Annotated in this window: 18 protein-coding genes and 1 other RNA gene; 7 read left to right on the forward strand and 12 right to left on the reverse strand. The window is 61.6% G+C overall.

Features of this window, described 5'->3' with window-relative positions; translation table 11 throughout:
• Nucleotides 1–3 precede the first annotated feature (3 nt).
• Genes OUZ45_RS01915 through OUZ45_RS01935 form a run of 5 tightly spaced genes read right to left on the reverse strand, consistent with a single transcriptional unit; the run spans nt 4 to nt 3250 of the window.
• Nucleotides 4–675 (reverse strand): YggN family protein, encoded by a 672-nt coding sequence (locus OUZ45_RS01915; protein ID WP_266168194.1) that lies wholly within the window; start codon nt 673–675, stop codon nt 4–6.
• A 60-nt stretch (nt 676–735) separates the two neighbouring features.
• On the reverse strand, nt 736–1707 hold the full coding sequence (locus tag OUZ45_RS01920) for a hypothetical protein (protein WP_266168195.1): 972 nt from the start codon (nt 1705–1707) through the stop codon (nt 736–738).
• Nucleotides 1704–2561 carry an ABC transporter ATP-binding protein gene (locus OUZ45_RS01925; protein ID WP_266168196.1) on the reverse strand — a complete coding sequence of 286 codons (858 nt, stop codon included), beginning with the start codon at nt 2559–2561 and terminating at the stop codon, nt 1704–1706. Before OUZ45_RS01925 ends, OUZ45_RS01920 begins: the two co-directional genes overlap by 4 nt.
• Entirely contained in the window at nt 2558–2920 is a 363-nt protein-coding gene (locus OUZ45_RS01930; protein WP_266168197.1) for a GntR family transcriptional regulator, read from the reverse strand. The genes OUZ45_RS01925 and OUZ45_RS01930 overlap by 4 nt, the downstream gene beginning before the upstream one ends.
• Before the next feature lie 3 nt (nt 2921–2923).
• Nucleotides 2924–3250 carry a hypothetical protein gene (locus tag OUZ45_RS01935; RefSeq protein WP_266168198.1) on the reverse strand — a complete coding sequence of 109 codons (327 nt, stop codon included), beginning with the start codon at nt 3248–3250 and terminating at the stop codon, nt 2924–2926.
• 308 nt (nt 3251–3558) lie between these two features.
• Here OUZ45_RS01935 and OUZ45_RS01940 point away from each other — a divergent pair, with 308 nt between their 5' ends.
• Nucleotides 3559–4344: an SDR family NAD(P)-dependent oxidoreductase gene (locus tag OUZ45_RS01940; RefSeq protein WP_266168199.1), complete on the forward strand. Its 786-nt coding sequence runs from the start codon at nt 3559–3561 to the stop codon at nt 4342–4344.
• 222 nt (nt 4345–4566) lie between these two features.
• Entirely contained in the window at nt 4567–5520 is a 954-nt protein-coding gene (locus tag OUZ45_RS01945; RefSeq protein WP_266168200.1) for a LysM peptidoglycan-binding domain-containing protein, read from the forward strand.
• Between the two features lie 37 nt (nt 5521–5557).
• Here OUZ45_RS01945 and OUZ45_RS01950 read toward each other — a convergent pair whose 3' ends face one another.
• The 4 genes from OUZ45_RS01950 to ssrA all read right to left on the reverse strand — a co-directional run bounded on the left by OUZ45_RS01950 (nt 5558) and on the right by ssrA (nt 10133).
• Nucleotides 5558–7255, reverse strand: a complete 1698-nt coding sequence (locus OUZ45_RS01950) for a protein kinase domain-containing protein (protein ID WP_266168201.1) — start codon at nt 7253–7255, stop codon at nt 5558–5560.
• A gap of 7 nt (nt 7256–7262) precedes the next feature.
• Complete coding sequence (locus tag OUZ45_RS01955; RefSeq protein WP_266168202.1) at nt 7263–7721, reverse strand: FHA domain-containing protein; 459 nt, start codon at nt 7719–7721, stop codon at nt 7263–7265.
• A gap of 674 nt (nt 7722–8395) precedes the next feature.
• Nucleotides 8396–9361: a DUF3800 domain-containing protein gene (locus OUZ45_RS01960; protein WP_266168203.1), complete on the reverse strand. Its 966-nt coding sequence runs from the start codon at nt 9359–9361 to the stop codon at nt 8396–8398.
• 419 nt (nt 9362–9780) lie between these two features.
• Nucleotides 9781–10133, reverse strand: a transfer-messenger RNA (tmRNA) gene (gene ssrA, locus OUZ45_RS01965).
• A 156-nt stretch (nt 10134–10289) separates the two neighbouring features.
• On the opposite strand from ssrA, the gene OUZ45_RS01970 reads away from it, so the two are divergent.
• Nucleotides 10290–10709: a GNAT family N-acetyltransferase gene (locus OUZ45_RS01970; protein ID WP_266168204.1), complete on the forward strand. Its 420-nt coding sequence runs from the start codon at nt 10290–10292 to the stop codon at nt 10707–10709.
• Nucleotides 10710–11001: 292 nt separating this feature from the next.
• On the opposite strand, the gene smpB is transcribed toward OUZ45_RS01970, so the two are convergent.
• A complete protein-coding gene (smpB, locus tag OUZ45_RS01975; RefSeq protein WP_266168205.1) occupies nt 11002–11493 on the reverse strand; it encodes an SsrA-binding protein SmpB in 492 nt (163 codons plus the stop codon).
• A gap of 83 nt (nt 11494–11576) precedes the next feature.
• Between smpB and OUZ45_RS01980 the strand changes: the two genes are divergently transcribed.
• Both OUZ45_RS01980 and OUZ45_RS01985 read left to right on the forward strand, forming a co-directional pair.
• Complete coding sequence (locus OUZ45_RS01980; RefSeq protein ID WP_266168207.1) at nt 11577–12008, forward strand: type II toxin-antitoxin system RatA family toxin; 432 nt, start codon at nt 11577–11579, stop codon at nt 12006–12008.
• The gene (locus tag OUZ45_RS01985) at nt 12001–12276 is read left to right on the forward strand and encodes an RnfH family protein (protein ID WP_266168208.1); all 276 of its coding nucleotides are present in this window, start codon (nt 12001–12003) and stop codon (nt 12274–12276) included. Before OUZ45_RS01980 ends, OUZ45_RS01985 begins: the two co-directional genes overlap by 8 nt.
• A gap of 9 nt (nt 12277–12285) precedes the next feature.
• Here OUZ45_RS01985 and OUZ45_RS01990 read toward each other — a convergent pair whose 3' ends face one another.
• Nucleotides 12286–12723 carry an outer membrane protein assembly factor BamE gene (locus OUZ45_RS01990; protein WP_266168209.1) on the reverse strand — a complete coding sequence of 146 codons (438 nt, stop codon included), beginning with the start codon at nt 12721–12723 and terminating at the stop codon, nt 12286–12288.
• Nucleotides 12724–12800: 77 nt separating this feature from the next.
• Here OUZ45_RS01990 and fur point away from each other — a divergent pair, with 77 nt between their 5' ends.
• Nucleotides 12801–13217: a ferric iron uptake transcriptional regulator gene (gene fur / locus OUZ45_RS01995; protein ID WP_266168210.1), complete on the forward strand. Its 417-nt coding sequence runs from the start codon at nt 12801–12803 to the stop codon at nt 13215–13217.
• Nucleotides 13218–13611: 394 nt separating this feature from the next.
• On the opposite strand, the gene OUZ45_RS02000 is transcribed toward fur, so the two are convergent.
• The gene (locus OUZ45_RS02000; protein WP_266168212.1) at nt 13612–15207 is read right to left on the reverse strand and encodes an MASE1 domain-containing sensor histidine kinase; all 1596 of its coding nucleotides are present in this window, start codon (nt 15205–15207) and stop codon (nt 13612–13614) included.
• A 94-nt stretch (nt 15208–15301) separates the two neighbouring features.
• Between OUZ45_RS02000 and OUZ45_RS02005 the strand changes: the two genes are divergently transcribed.
• The gene (locus OUZ45_RS02005; protein WP_266168213.1) at nt 15302–15946 is read left to right on the forward strand and encodes a response regulator transcription factor; all 645 of its coding nucleotides are present in this window, start codon (nt 15302–15304) and stop codon (nt 15944–15946) included.
• The last annotated feature ends 169 nt before the right edge of the window (nt 15947–16115 follow it).

Below are 16115 nucleotides of genomic sequence, written 5' to 3' on the forward strand. Positions count from 1 at the left end.
TGCTCAATCCTTGTCGACGTTTTTGCCGCAGTCGTCGACGTCCTGCTGCGTCATGGTGGCATAGGGATGGAACTCCGGCATCGCCGCGGCCAGCTTCTGCTGCGAGGCAAGCAGGTCGGGCATGCGCTGGCACAGCTTCAGGGCGGCGGCCTTGATCTGCGCGGTCTGCGGCTTGATACGCGCCTCGACTTCCTTGTCGCTCTGGCCGAGGATGGCCCCCCAGATCGCTTCCTTGGCGGCGGCCATGCCGAGGTTGGCGCCGCTGGCCCCGATATCCATGCCGGCCTCGGCGATGCCGATGATGCGCTGGCGGTAGTCCGCCAACATAGTGTGTTGCTCGGGTGTGGCTGGCACCGTCTTGCCGGCGATCACCAGGTCGTTCTGCGGCGTGATGACCGCCTTGGGCAGATTGCTGGTGTCGCGATGATGGCCGTTGTCGAGATGCACGCTGTTGATGTCGATGTCCTGGCTGACCAGCTCGCGTTTGGCCTGGTCGATACCCTTTTGCACTTCAGCGCCGATGACTGAGGGCGAGGTTTGCTGCTGTACTTCCTTCATCGCGTCGGCCACGCCGTTGGTGGCTCCGGCGTCGACGTGATTGGGTTGGCCACAGGCAGTCAGCGACAGGCTGAGAGCCGCAGCTAGCAGGCCGAAGGTGATCGAGCGGTGCTTCATGGGGTGCCTCCCTGTCAGTGCTGGATGAGATAGTCGTGGCCGCTGCGAAGAGAACCCTGATCAGCTGTCGTCGCGAACTCGGCGGAACCAGATGGCTGCGGCGATCAATGCGGCGCCCGCAGCCACGCCGATCCACAGGTTGGGTGTGGTCAGTAGGCCATAGGTGTAATTCGGTGCGAGCAGGTCCAGTGGATTGTGGAACCCGTTCATATCGCTCGCCGTTTCCAGGCTGTGCTTATTGAAGACCAGGCTCGAACCGGGGAAGACGCTGAGCAGCACGCGTTGAACGATATGGCTCCAGAACCACGTGGTGGGCAGGTCGAACAGGCCCATGATGCCGAACCAGCTCACCATCACACCGGCCACCGCGGGAACGGCCACCGCCCATAGGAAGGGTTTGGCGCGGGCCCAGGCCGAGCAGAACATCAGCCAGCCGATCGAAGGGGCGGCCCATAGGGCGTACAGAGGGATGGCGCTGATCAATGAGCCAATGGCACGGAACGGATGGGCCAGCGTGAGCAACTGCCAGACATTGATGCCGTGCAGCGAAAGCACTATGGCGAAGATCAGCAACTGCAGCAGGCCGACGAGGATACCGACCACCACGGCGATCACTGGGGCGAGCACCATGGCGCTGGCCACTTTCGACAACACCGTGCTGGTATTGGATATCGGCAGCGACTTCCAGAACAGGATGCTGCGATCACGGCGATCGTCGTAGAGCGCGCCCAGGCAGTAGAACAGCACCACGATACCCAGCACGATGCTGATCAGGCCCATGACGGAGAGCATCGTCATGTCCAGGGCTGCGCCGATTTTAGCCAGGTCCCCCGAGCTCGCCTTTGCAACCAGCTCCTGCAGGTTATTGCCGCCAATCTCGAAGCCGCCGTGGCGGGCGCCCATCACTTCGGCCGCGATGATGGCCATGACGTTCAACACCAGGAAAACCACGCCGGTAACGATAGGCGCCCACAGAAACCCGCCGCGGTTCTCCCAGAACTCGCGCTTGACCAGCCAGTAGAAGGTTTTCATGCGTAGGTTCCTTTCATGGTGGCGACGAACAGGTCGCTGACCGAGGGGCGGCGTACTTCGCCCATCGCCTCCAGCGTCGTGCGGTCCGCGCCGTCGAACAGAAAGATGCTTTTGCCGAAGACCTGGCGCTCGTCCAAGGGTTTCATCTGGCGGGCGGTTTCGGCCTTGTCGCCGCTCACCATCACTTCGGCAAAGCGTTCGCCGACGGCGTCCATGTCGGCATCCAGCACGATCTTGCCGTCGCGAATAAACATCAGGTCGGTGAGGATGTGTTCGATTTCTTCTACTTGGTGGGTGGTGACGATGATGGTTTTGTTTTCATCGAAGTAGTCCTCCAGCAGGCTCTGGTAGAACTGTTTGCGGTAGAGGATATCCAGGCCCAGTGTGGGTTCGTCCAGGATCAGCAGGCGGGCGTCGATGGCCATCACCAGGGCCAGATGCAGCTGCACGATCATGCCCTTGGACATCTGCTTGACGCGCTGGTTGGCGGTGAGTTTGGTGCGCGCCAGGAAGGCTTCGCACTTGGCACGGTTGAAGCGTGGATGCACGTTGGCGACGAAGTCGACCGCCTCATGTACACGAATCCAGCGGGGCAATACGGCGACGTCGGCGATAAAGCAGACCTGCTCCATCAGTTTGTCGCGCTGCGTGCGTGGGTCGAAGCCCAGCACGTTCAGTTGGCCCTGGAAATCGGTGAGGCCGAGGATGGCCTTCAGGGCCGTGGTTTTGCCGGCGCCGTTGGGACCGATCAGGCCCACGATGCGGCCGGACTCGATCTGGAAACTGACCTGATCCAGCGCGAGGGTGTTCTTGTAGCGCTTGCTCAGGCCATTGGCCGTGACGACGGCGTTCATGACTGTGTCTCCGTCTCGCGCATCAGGGTCTTCAGATCCAGGCCGAGGCGTTGCAGGCGGGCAAACAGGGCCGGCCATTCCTCACGCAGAAAGCGCTCGCGCTCGGATTTGAGCAACGCCTCGCGGGCTCCATCGATAACGAACATGCCCAACCCCCTCCTTTTTTCCACTAGTTGATCGTCGACCAGTTCCTGGTACGCCTTGGAGACGGTCAGCGGATTGATTTGGAAATCCGCGGCGACCTGGCGTACTGACGGCAGCGGGTCGCCCTCGTTCAAGGCGCCGTCCAGGATCATCGCCACGACGCGTTCGCGCAGTTGGCGGTAGATCGGGACGCTGTCGTTCCAGGTAATGGTCATACGTTATTCCTTGCTGCTGATACGGCCGAGCGTGGTGCCAAACGAATAGTAGGGCATGGCCAGTTGGGCCCCGAGCAGGCCGGCGCGACTCTGGGCGGCGCGGGCCATCATCGGGGAGACCGTGGCGCTGGCGATGCTGGCGTCGGCCAGCAGGGCGGCAGCGCGCAGGTCTTCGGCGGTCGGGCGGACGTCGATCGGGGCCAGGGTGATGACTTTGACCCCGTTGATTTCGCTGGCAGGCGCGGTCTTGACGTTCGAGTTGACGGCGGCCAGGGCGGCGGTGGTGAACAGTACAGCGGCAGTCAGGGCGATCAGGTTCGGCGCTTTCATGACGGGTCTCCTTTAGTGACCTCGTGGACCGGTGTTGTAGTGAACTATAACACCATAGTCTGACCCGTCAATAGGCGATTCCAATATTCGCAACATGACTGATGGCCTATGCGGCGGCGGGCCTGGCAGGGGCCGGCCTGGTTGTGTGCCGAGGCGGTCCTGTCTTCGATGCACATGGTCCCTCGCCGGTTTGTGGCTCGGCAGAGACGGGCATCAGCCGCTGCGCATGACAGGCATCATGTCGTCACAGTCGCAAGGCACGGCTTCTGCTTCAATGGCGTGGTGTAGCTTGCTTAAGGGGTTTTTGCATGGATCTCGGCCTGACCGGTCGCGTTGTGGTGATTACCGGCGCCAGCAAGGGCATCGGCCTGGTGTGCGCCGCTGCCTTCGCTCGCGAAGGTGCAACCGTCATCGGTATCTCGCGCTCACCAGAACACCTGCACGCGGCGCAGCGACAATTGCAGGCCATGGGGCTGCACATGAATGTCGAGCCGGCCGACCTGAGTGACAGCGTGGCGGCTCAGATCGTGATGGAGCGTATCGAGGACGATCACGGCCCGATCGAGGTGCTGGTCAATTGCGCGGGCGCTGCGCGGCGCACGCCGCCGTCGGAGTTGGATGCGCATGCTTTGCATGCCGCCATGCAGGCGAAGTACTTCACCTATATGCACGCGATCGATCCGGTGATCCGTCATATGGCCGCACGCGGCAAGGGCGCCATCGTCAATGTCATCGGGCAAGGCGGGCGTCAGGCCAACCCCATGCATATCGGTGGCGGTGCCGCCAATGCGGCGCTGATGCTGGCGTCGGTCGGTTATGCCACGGCCTATGCCGGCAAGGGCGTGCGGGTCAACGCCATCAATCCTGGTATGACGCGCACCGGGCGCGTGCAGGAAGGGTTGGAGGTTTCGTCGCGCGCGAGCGGACGCTCGACAGATGATCTGCTCGCCGAGCAACTCGCCGGTATTCCGCTGGGGCGGGTGGCGGAACCGGAGGAAATCGCCAACGTGGTGCTCTTCCTTGCTTCGCCTCTGGCGAGTTATGTCACCGGCGCGGTGATTCCGATGGATGGCGGGAAGACGTCGGTGATTTGAGAGGACGTTGCATCGGTCCGGCACGTGGGGTCGTCAGGCATCGGCTATCCTTGCGTGTTCACATGGCTGGCGATGCGGTGTTGAACCCGCTCGGACAGCGTGCGCAGGTTATGCGCGACGTTGCGACCAACGATGTCGTTCGTCATCAAGGGGCGCTGCGGGTTGTAGCGGCAACAGGGGGGGGGGGCTGATGGTCAGTTCGCATGGAGTCATAGTTCAAGCATGTTGAAAGTACAGGGGTATCCGGTCGGCGGTTCGGGGCGGAAGCGCGCCACGACGATCATTCTCTTTGCGGCGATGCTCGGCTTGGCCGGCTGCGCGCAGATGAAGGCACTCAAGTCGAAGATGGCGGGACAGTCGACCAGCAGCCCTTCCGCACCAACGACGGACACGGTCGTCGAGCCCGCGAGCGTGGAGGCTCCAAGGGAATCCTCGCTTGCTGCGATCGTCAACGGGGACCTGCAGCAGGGGCATTACGCGACGGGTGAAAAAGCGTTGCGGCAATACCTGCGGCAGCATCCGAACGACCGTTCGGCGCAGGCTATGCTGCGCCAGCTCACGGGTGATCCCGTACAGATACTGGGCAGCCCGGCGCGAACACACGTCGTGCAGGCGGGCGACTCCTACAGCACCTTGGCCGCTCGCTATCTCGGCGACGCAAACCTGTTCCTGGTGCTGGCGCGCTACAACGGCTCGACCAATCCCTCCGTGCTGCGTGTCGGCCAGACGCTGCGTCTGCCAGCCTCCGTGAAAGGGGCGGCGTCGCAGGAGGCGACAGCGGGGGGCGGCAGCAGTGATGCGCCGTCAGGCACTGAGGTGGCGGCGCCGCTTGCCGCTGCGCCGGTCGCCGAGGCGCCGTCGGTCAAGGCCGTGCGATTGCAGAAAGAGAGCGTGACCCTGCTCGCGCAGGGGCAGAAAACGCAGGCGCTGGCTCGTCTCGACGAGGCGCTAAACCTCGATCCGAAGTTGAAGCCGGTTGGAACTGAGGCAACGTCGCTGCGCACCCAGCTGCTGGCCTCGTATCACGAGCGCGCGATCGTGCTGTATCGCGATCAGCAACTGGACCCAGCGATCGCGTTGTGGGACCGCGTATTGGCGATCGATCCGAGCTACGAGCCGGCCATGATCTATCGCACGCGCGCGCTCGAACTCAAGCAACGCCTCAAACAATTCTGAGTTTCCTGCTGCGGTCTTGGTCGATGCGGGGTGGCACTTAGCCAAGCTCCCCTTCGCGCCTGGGCGTGGGCATCACTCGCGTGGGTTGGGTGATGTCCTCGGTGGGGACCGAGCGGGGCGGCTTGGTGCGCTGGCGCTGCCGGGTCTGCAACGCGTTGTTCATGAGATTGAATGTGTTGAACAGCCGTCCCAGCTCATCCCGGCGGGTCAGGCGGATGCGGTAAGCAAAGTCGCCCCGCGAGACGCGCAGCAAGGCATCGCCAAGCAGATCCAGCAACATCAACGGTTGTCGGAATAGCCAGTAAGCGGCGCCGACCACGGCGACCAGCGTCACCACCAGCACGGCGGCAATAACCCACAGCGTGGTTCTTTGCGCCGCGTGTAGAGGCGCGGTGCTGACGCCCAGGCGCATCTGGCCCACGACTTTGGTTTGGTAGCGGATCGGCAGGTCGAACAGCAGAATCTTGTCCGCCTGCGTGCCGTCTTTGCCGAGATAGCTATCGCCTTCATCCGAGGCGGAATGACGTTGCAGCACGACCGGCGCGGGCAATGCGCTGTCGATCTCATCCGGACGGGTGCTGGCGATGACCTTGCCGGTGCGATCCGCGATGGCGAGGTAATGGATCTGGCGGTTGCGCGAAATATCCTCGACCAGGGCACGGGTGGCTGGGCGATCGCCGAGCAACAGGTTTTCTGCCGACTCGCTGGCGATCATGCGCCCCATGGATTGGCCAAAGTCCAGCGCAAGGCCGGTGACGGCTGTGTTCTGCTTCGCGTAGATCGCCGCCAACCCCAGCAGCAGTACCAGGCTCAGAATGGCGCCCAGCATGCTGGCCCAGCGCAGGCGCAGCGACACGATGCGCTCGGCCAGCGGCTTTTCGTGCAGGCGCTCGTATTCCTTGCGGGTCGCGCGCAAGTCGTCGATCACTTCGGCGCCGCTTTGATACCGGGCTTCCGCCGTGGGGGCCAGCAAGGTGCGCACGATGTCGATCAACATCGAGGGAGTGGCGGGATCGCGCGGCTCGATCGGCGGCACGGGCGTGCGCAGTCGCTCCCTCAGCAGCTGCTGCACGTCCCCGGTGGTTGTCCAAGGCAGCTTGCCGGTGACCAACCAGTACAGCACTACGCCTAGCGAGAACAGATCGCTACGCGCATCGCTCGGCTCGCCGCGCAGGCGCTCCATGGCCATGTACGCCGGGGTGCCGCCGATTTCCTTGGGCGTGCCGCTGGCACCCTCCCGCGTTCGGCGGCGCTCAGCGATGCCGAAATCGCTGATTTTCGCGTAGTGCCAGCCGTCGGCCAGCATGATGTTCTCGGGCTTGATGTCGTGGTGCACCACCCCTTGTGCGTGCGCGTAATCCAATCCCGCCGCGATCTGGCTAGCCAGCTCAATGGTCACCGCCAGCGAAGGGAAGCCCTCGCTGGCGATACGACTGGCGAGCGTCTCGCCGGACAAGCGCTCCATCGCGATATAGGAGCGGCCGTCGTCGGTTTCCCCGGCGTCGAAGATCGTGACGATGTGGGGATGGGTCAGGCGTCCGGCGGCCCGCGCCTCAATCTGAAAGCGCTGGCGGTAGCCGGAATCGGCGGCCACTTCTCGGTGCAAGCACTTGATGGCTACCTGGCGCTCGATATCCGGATCGAAACCGGCGTAGACCACGGCCATCGCGCCTTTGCCAAGGACGCCATCGATGCGATAGCGGCCAACGCTGCGCGGAATGCTGCTGTCGCTCATGCTGTGATTACCGAGCAACCTGCCAGATCAAGACGCCCAGCGCGATCAACATCAGCAGCCCGGCGGTGAGATAGCGAAGGAGAGAGGGCGGCGGCGTGCCACGCTCACGGGTGCGAAACACGAATTCGGCCTGCCCCAGGCGAATGCGATCGCCGTGCTTGAGCACCGCCTCATGCACGCGCTTGTCGTTGACGAACGTACCGTTCGTGGACAGCGTATTCATGATCACGTAGTGACCGTGCTGGTTGATGATCCAGGCGTGCGAGGCCGAGACGCTGAGATCGTCGACCACGATGTCGCTGTCGTTTCGTCGGCCGATAGTCTGACGGCCCGAGCGCAAGGAGTAGCGGCGGCTTTCGAGTCCCGCACTGACACCCTCGAGCACCGGCTCGTGCGCGCTGGCTCGACCATCCGATCCGGCCTCGGCTTCGCTGGCGAACTGCCGCAACTCCTCGGCGGAAAACATCCGCGTCCCTTGCGGACCTGCGGAGCGGGTGCCGGGCGCTGACGGGGGAGTGCGGTGCGGTTGATTCATCGGATGCCTTGGCATCGAAAGCGGGCGAACACTATAGCCACAATATGGCCTACGGCGGGCTTTCCCGCGGTGCCCTGATTTCGATGCCCGCGCAAGTTCTGGTGTGTCCAGCGTCTAGCGGAGAGGATGGCGGACTATGCTCTGTGCACTGAACGGGAAGGGGGGGGGGCACGCATGGGGGGCTTTCTTTGCGCCGCAGGTTCAATGGATGTCGGGTCAGGCAGGCGACCTGTGGGGGCCGGCCTATCTGATCCTCACGGTAATCGCGGGGCTGATAATTTGGGGGCTGCGTTATCTTTCCCGAAAGCCGACGAGATACGACAACGACGTGACCAGGCAGCGCGCTCAAAGGTCCGTGCAGCGATTCCGCCTAAGGCGCAGATAATCTCCGGCCACTCGTCAGGTTGGGGAGTTCACGCATGTCATTCGCTGAGATTGATGCGGAGGGCGCCCAAGCTATCGCAGATCGATGGCTGCATAAAGTGACATGGCTGCCTCCTGTCGCGGTGCGATCGTCGAAGCTGTGGTGGCCTCGAACATACCGCCACGTGCGGGAGGCCGCGACATGAGTCTTCAGGTTAACAAAGTTTCGTGAGTGCTTGGGGCTAATTTGTCGGTGACTTGTCAGTTTTTCGGGTATGTTTTCCGTTTTGCCACGATCGATTAATTGTCGATTTTTTTCTATGTTTTATACACATCGTGCACTTGCACGCAAGGTTTGTGTAGTGGCGCACACTGTGCACTCGTCCAAGTGACCGGTCTGCTCTTTTATAAATTTTTTCAAATATGTCGACTTCATTGTTCTCTACATATCGGCGAACTGCGTAACTGCACAAGTCTGCAAGTTGCACCATGTTAGTAAGCTGGCTGTCTACGAATAAAGGCGTTTCAATAATGTTTGTAATGCGAGTCCAAAGCGTCCCTTGAGCATGAAAATGTCTCATCATTTCTGTATGGCGCTTTGCAACAGTTTCATTGTTATCATGCACAATGAGTCCGTATTCTTGCATCTCCGTTTTTTTTGACCGGGCTGCTAGATAGCGTTCATATCGTGAAACAACTTGTTCAAATGCCTGCTCGTCGATTGATCGGCCTGTCTTGCTTGGGTCGATGTAAAGCTTGTCGACGCATTCGCAAAAAAGTCGTGCAAAGTCCCATTTGCTGACTTCGTCAGCGACAGCAAGTACAAATGTTCGACGCTCATCGCTGGTTAGGTGGATATATGCATCCGTCTTTTCGTAGTTTTTTTTAGCTTGCTTATAGGCTTTGGTGTTTTTTGAGCGTTGTAGTTTGAGAAGGTGTGTATTGCGTTCGCGTTGGACCGCAATTCGTCGATCAGCGTCGCTTAGCTGGTCGAAGTTCGAAATTCTTGTTTGTTCCAGGTACGGTCTTAGTATCCACGCCGTATGCAGTTCAGCGTTTGGAAGTCGGTGCGCTACTTGAATACCCTGAATTTGCGAATCAGCATATTTCCATTTGTCGATTGGAATGGCCAATCCGGCGAGTACGAAATGGCTACTGTTGCCAGGAACTGAGGAGGTGCCTGATTCATCGATATAACAAAGGTGCATAAACTTACGCTCCCCTGATATGCATGCAAAAAAAAGCGACTGGGGTCGTGGCTTTAAGCCACGAGTCGAGGCGCTTAGCGACTCTTCCCAGACGCATGCAGATCGTGGGGTCTTGCGGGGCTGAAGTCAATAACTTCGAGCGAAATTTTTCAAATTGGGAAACCTATAGAAAGCAAAGTGATGCTGTGCGTCACCTGTGGCTTTGCTTTCGTCAAAGTGGCGTGAAACTGCGCATTCTCCGCAACGTCTGGCGCGTCTCTACTGGCTGCCTTCGGGCTCATCTTGTCCGATTCGACATGTGCTGGAGTGGAGAGCAAACCGGGCCAGATTCATTTCCGCCTTGCCAATTCAGCCCCAAATGGCTTTGTGATCTCCCAAAAGAAAACCCGCCAAGCGATGGCTCGCTTGACGGGTCGGATTGGTGGAGGTGGCGGGAGTCGAACCCGCGTCCGAAGGCGTTTGACGCCCAGTACTACATGCTTAGCTCACTGTTAGATCTCGTCCCGCGACAGCACAGTGTGCAAGGCGCATCGAAGGACCAGCCTGCTTGATTTGACCCTGACCGACAGGCGGCAGCTTTGGGCGATCCCGTGATAATGACCCTACACCGACGAGCACGAGCACAAGTGGGTTCGGGGCTAGGCCTTAAGCGGCCAGAGCGTAATTGCTATCGTTGGCAATTATGAGTTTTGCGGCTGGATTTACGAGGAAAGCTGCCCCCTCGGCATGCACCAAGCTATCTCACTACCCCCGTCGAAGCCAGGACACCCCCGGGGAAAAGATCGCTAGCCGAGTTAGTATATGGAGTCATGCCACGCCACATCAAGGCCGCGCACGTAGAGGGCTTAGCCTCTATCGTTGCGACGTGTCGATAACCAAGGGGTGGGGCATGGCGAGGGTTCGTCTGGCGGGGCAAGGGGACGCTGGCATGCTTACGGAGCTGCGTTGCACCTTTCTTGAAGAGATGGGACAGCAGCTGTCGGATGGATTCGCCGACCGCTTGCGCGCGTGGATCGAAGAGGCGATGGCGGAAGGGCGCTTGCAAGCCTGGCTGGCCGAGCTGGACGGGCGAGTGATCGGCAGTGCGGCGGTGAACCCGTATCCGCACATGCCTTCGGCGAGTTACCCGAACGGAAAGGGTTGGTATCTGCTGAATGTCTACGTGAAACCGCCGTATCGACTCGCGGGCGTGGGTGCCGGCTTGCTCGCGGCGATCGGGTCCGCTGCGCGGGAGCAGGGTGTGGATGCACTGACCCTGCATGCCACGGTGAGCGCTCGCCGCTTGTATGAGCGCTGCGGCTTCAAGCCGGCGACGGATGCGATGAGCATGTCGCTAGGGACCCTCTGATCTATTCCACGTAGGCGTCACCGTTGCTGTTTGCGCGCAGATCGCCGTTGCGTTGCCGACGGCAGACTGGACGTCTGTCTAGACAGCGCGGCGGTGAGCTGCGCGCAAACAGCAACGGCCCAACCTTCTGTTTTATCAATGACGGGGTGATCACCAGAAAGCGCGCTGCGGGCGCCGCGCGGCTTGACCTGACGGCCAGTCAGGCACTGCGCCACGCGGCGCCCGCAGCGCGCTTTCTGGTGATCATGCCGCCTGCGCGGAATAGATCAGAGGGTCCCTAGCCTGAGTCCACTCACGCGCTGCGGTTGTGCGCACGCATGGTGCGCTGCTTCTCGCGCTGCCAGTCGCGTTCCTTTTCGGTGTCGCGCTTGTCGTGGGCTTGTTTGCCGCGGGCGAGTCCGATTTCGACCTTGACCTTGTTGCCCTTCCAGTACATCGCGATGGGCACCATGGTGTAGCCCTTGCGCTCGACGGCGCCGATCAGCTGGTCGATCTCCTGCTTGTGCAGCAGCAGCTTGCGCGTGCGGCGGTCTTCTGCGATGACATGCGTGGACGCGCTGATGAGCGGTGGAATGGAGGTGCCGACGAGGAAGATCTCGCCCTTCAGCACAATGGCGTAACCGTCGCCGAAGTTGATCCGCCCGGCGCGGAGAGCCTTCAGCTCCCAGCCCTGTAAGGCGATGCCGGCTTCGTAGCGCTGGTCGATGTGGTACTCGTGGCGCGCGCGCTTGTTGAGCGCAATGGTGCCGCTGCCCTTGTTGTCTTTGTCCTTAGCCTTGGCCATGTCCGCTAAACTTCGGGCCTGCTCGCCCTGCTGGTGATCCGCCCGCGCTGGGCAGGACCCTGAATGATTCTGATGAGGCTGACGTGATCGAAATCCGCCGCAGCGCGCTGGTGAAGTATTCCCCGGCGCAGATGTTCGACCTGGTCAATGAGGTCGAAGCATACCCAAAGCGTTTCCCTTGGTGTGGTGGCGCCGAAGTGCTGGAACGTGGAGACAACATGCTGGTGGCGCGGCTGGATCTCAAGTTTGCCGGTTTTCGACATAGCTTCACCACCCGTAACACCACCGATCGTCCGCGCCGCTTGCAAATAAGTCTGGTCGACGGGCCGTTCCGCAGCCTCGAAGGTGTGTGGGACTTCACGGCGCTGGGCGATACCGGCTGCAAGATCGCTTTTGAGCTCGATTTCGACTACGCCGGCAAACTAGGCGGCACCGCCCTGAGGCTTGGTTTCCAGGGGTTGGCCAGTCGCATGGTGGAGGACTTTTGCCGCGAGGCTGAGCGCACATATGGCTGAGCGCATCGTCGTCGAGGTGGTTTATGCCGAATCAGGGCGGCAACTGTTTCGCCGGGTGGAATTGCCTTTCGGCAGCACGGTGATGCAGGCCGTGGAAGCTTCGGGTATCGCTGGCATGGTGGAAGGCTTGCAGATCGATCCGGCGCGGCTGGGTGTGTTTTCGCGCAAGGTGCAGCCTGATGATGTACTTAGCGATGGCGATCGGGTGGAAATCTACCGGCCGCTGACGCTCGATCCAAAAGAGGCGCGCCGCAAGCGCGCCGGCTAGCGGCGGCGATTACTTGCCGTCGCTGTCCTTCTTCTGTTCTTCCGGGGTCTTGGTCTTGTCGCCAGCATTCTCGTCGACCGGGTAGCCGGCGCGGAACTTCTTCTGTTCCTCGACCAGCTTCTTGGCGTCTTCCGCGAAGAAGTCGCCTTCGGTGCGCACCAGCGTGTCGTTGTTGAAGCTCAGGCTGAGCGTGCGCACCTTGATCGGGCCGCCGCGATGCTGCTGGGTGGAGACGTAATCCCAGCGGTTCTGATCGAAAGGCGTGGCGACCGAGGGCGTACCCATCAGCACCAGCACTTGGCGCTTGGTCATGCCGGGCTGCAGCTGATCCACATTCTTCTTGTCGAGCAGGTTGCCCTGCTGCACGTCGGGGGTATAGATGAGGCGGCAGCTGGCCAGCGAAAGGCCTAGCAAGGCGAAACCCAGCGTGCGAATCAGCTTGTGCATGCGTGTTGCGTCCGGATCGTGAAGGTGTCGGATGATACACTAACGGCTTGGCGGGACTGCGTTGCCGGGAGTGAGCTATGGAACAGGAAACCAAGGAACTGCGCAAAGCCGGGTTGAAGGTGACTCACCCGCGCATGCGCATTCTGCAAATCCTCGAAGAGGAGGAGGTTCATCACCTCACCGCCGAGGACATCTACAAGAAACTGCTCGCCCACCAGGAAGACATTGGACTGGCCACCGTCTATCGGGTGCTGACCCAGTTCGAGGCCGCCGGCATCGTGGTCAAGCACAATTTCGAAGGCGGCCAGGCCGTCTACGAACTCGACCGTGGCAAGCATCATGACCACATGATCGATGTGGACAGCGGGAAGGTGATCGAGTTCGTCAGCGAGGAGATCGAGCGTCTCCAGCATGAAATCGCGGCCCGGCACGGCTATGTGATCGAGGATCACAGCCTGGTGCTGTACGTGCGGCCCAAGTCGCGCTCCAAGTAAGCGCAGTACGTAGCGACATTCGAGCCGGTGGCTAGCGCCATCGGCTTTTTTGTGGGCCCGGGAAAAAGCAGGCGAAGGCTGTGAGAGGGCGTTTGCGCTTGAGCATTGCCCATAAATAGCGCGCATAAAAAAGCCGCAGGTGGACTCCTGTCCGCCTACGGCTGATCCGTTACCGATTGGCTTCCCGACGGGGCGAGTTGCTCGCAGTGTCAGGCTTTGCCATCGGTAGCGGCGGAACGGCATCCTGCCGTCCTTCATGCCCACCGTCCCCACGGTTGGCATGGCTCACCATCTTGCGATGGTGGCTCCCCCACATCGATGGAAAGGATGCTAACGAAGCCTTCACAGGTGCGGTATTGGAAAATTTCCTAGGTCAGGGAACTTTCAGCTAGCGCTATAGCCGAGATGTGAATCCGTTCGCATTGCTGCTCCGCAGCAAGATGCGCAGATGGACACCCTGAGACTCCGGGCGCAGGCGGAAGAGGCCGCCGAGTGACGTTACGCGGTCCCGCATGCCTTGCAGGCCACGCCCACCGCGCGGCATACGAGTGGGCAGGCCCACGCCGTCGTCGCGGATATCCAGCAACGCCAGAGCGCCGCCTTGTCGCTCGCCGATGCGCAGGCGCAGCTGGAAGGTGGATGCCTGGGCGTGCTTGACCGCGTTGGTGGCGCTTTCCTGCACCAGGCGATAGATCGCCGTACGCGTGTCGTCGTCGAGTAGACGCGGATCGCCATGCAATTCGGTGCGATAGATCATGCCCGCGGTGCTCAACAGATCGCGGATGGGGCCTTCGTCAAGCGCGCGCAGCAGGCCGAACTCGTCCAGCACGGCGGGACGCAGATCGTCCAGCAGACGATGCAGCGCTCGACGCATGTGGCCGAGGATGGTGTTGATCGACGTCCCGATATCTTCCATGCCGGCCTTGGCAAGGCGCGATTGGGCAAGCTTCAGATGTGTGTGGATGGCGGTGAGGTTTTGACCTAGTTCGTCATGTAGCTCGGCGGCCATGTGTCGACGCTGGTTTTCTTCGGCCTGCAGGTTGCCGCGGGCGGCGTCGCGCAGTTGGCGCGCCAATTGGTCGAGCCGGCGATTCACGGCGGCCAGGTAGACATTTTGCTCGGCGACGCGCTCGCTACTCCGGCGTAAGGCGTCGGTGGCGGCACCAAGCATCAGCGCACCCGTTCCTGCCACGGCGAGGAAGAGTTGAGCGGTGGCATCGGAGGCGGGACGTCCAGCAAAGTGGTCCACCAGGGTCATGCCCAGATTGGAGATCAGCATGGCCAGACTGGCGCCGCGCCAGCCATGGCGGAACGCAAAAAACAACACCGGCGCCAGCGACAGAATGCGCGCGAACTGCGGCTGCGGCGACGTATGCGAGGAAAGCAGCAACAGGATGGCGAGTGCCGGCAGCATCACCAGCAGACCGTCCATCGTCAGATTGGCCAGTGCGCGATGCTCCAGATGCGCACGGAACAACATGATCAGCAGCGGCACCACCAGCAGGATGCCAACATAGTTGCCCAGCAAATCCTGCCCAAGCGCCCGCATCAACAGCTCGGAAGAAGGCACCGCATGGATCATGCTCAGCAGCGCGGCATCGACCACGGTGGTCGCCACCACGGTAAAGGCGGCGGAGAGCAGCAGGCGCGAGACGTCTTCCGGATCGCGCATGCTCACGTGCAGTTGCGCGCGCTGCATGAGCCACAGGCAGACGGCCACGACGATAGGCTCCGGCAGTTCGCCCATCACGAAGCCGATCCAGCCGAGGGGCAGGCCTTCGATGGCCGTGGCCAGGCCTGTCGCTGCGAACTCGGCGCCCAGCAACCACGGCCACATGCGCATGGGCGACAGCAGCAGGGCGCCGAAACGCAAGCCGTAGGGGAGCATCCAGTAGGGCTGCTCGGTGGGCCACAGCAGTAGCCACAACAGGAAGTAGCCCATACAGACCAGCATGCCGGTCCAGGGCAGGAACAGGGGTTTCGATGACATGCGGGGATGGTACATGCGCCCGTGGGGGAATCTCTAAGCATCGGGAGCCGGGAGGCCGTGGGCAACGCCCCGGCACTGCTATACAGTGCGTGGCATGTACAGCATTGTCCTGGTCGACGACCACGCCATAGTCCGCGAGGGGTTCAAGCGGCTGATCGAAATGGAGCCTGACCTCGAGGTGGTGGCGGAGTGTCGCAGCGCCGACGATGCGGTGGAGGCGGTGACCCAGCAGCGCCCGCACCTGGTGGCCTTGGATCTCTCGCTACCTGATGGCAGCGGCCTACCGCTGATCGAGCATTTGCGCAGTGTGGCTGATGAAACACGCATCGTCGTGCTCAGCATGCATGACGGCGAACCCTATGTTTCCGAAGCTTTGCGGCGTGGCGCCAGCGGTTACGTCACCAAAGGCGTGGCGCCTGAGGAGCTGGTCGCTGGACTGCGCGCCGTGATGCTGGGCGAGTGCTTCCTCAGCTCCGATTTGCGCCAGCGCCGCGCCGAGCGACCCGGCAACGTGCTGGACCCGATCCACCGCCTAACCACGCGTGAGCGCGAGGTATTCCTGCTGCTGGCGGTTGGTCGCGCACCCAAGCAAGTGGCTGCGGAACTCGGTATCGGACAGAAGACGGTGTACATCCACCGGGCCAGCCTGATGGGCAAGCTCGGCGCCGGTTCGGAACTGGATCTCTATCGCATGGCCAGCGAGCGCGGCCTGTTGCCGTCGCGCGACAACAAAAACTGATCTAAGAGCCTGTTCAATATCTCTTCGTGGCCCGCGTTGCTTGTCAGTGGGCGTCAGGTGATGGGGCGTGGCGCAGCGCCTGGCTGGCTGCCAGGCCAAGCCGCGCACCGCCGCCTGGCGCCCACTGACAAGCAACCCTACGGGCCGGGTCTGTTTGCACGCATGCCCG

It is taken from the genome of Dyella subtropica (genome assembly GCF_026283965.1).
Taxonomy (GTDB): domain Bacteria; phylum Pseudomonadota; class Gammaproteobacteria; order Xanthomonadales; family Rhodanobacteraceae; genus Dyella_D; species Dyella_D subtropica.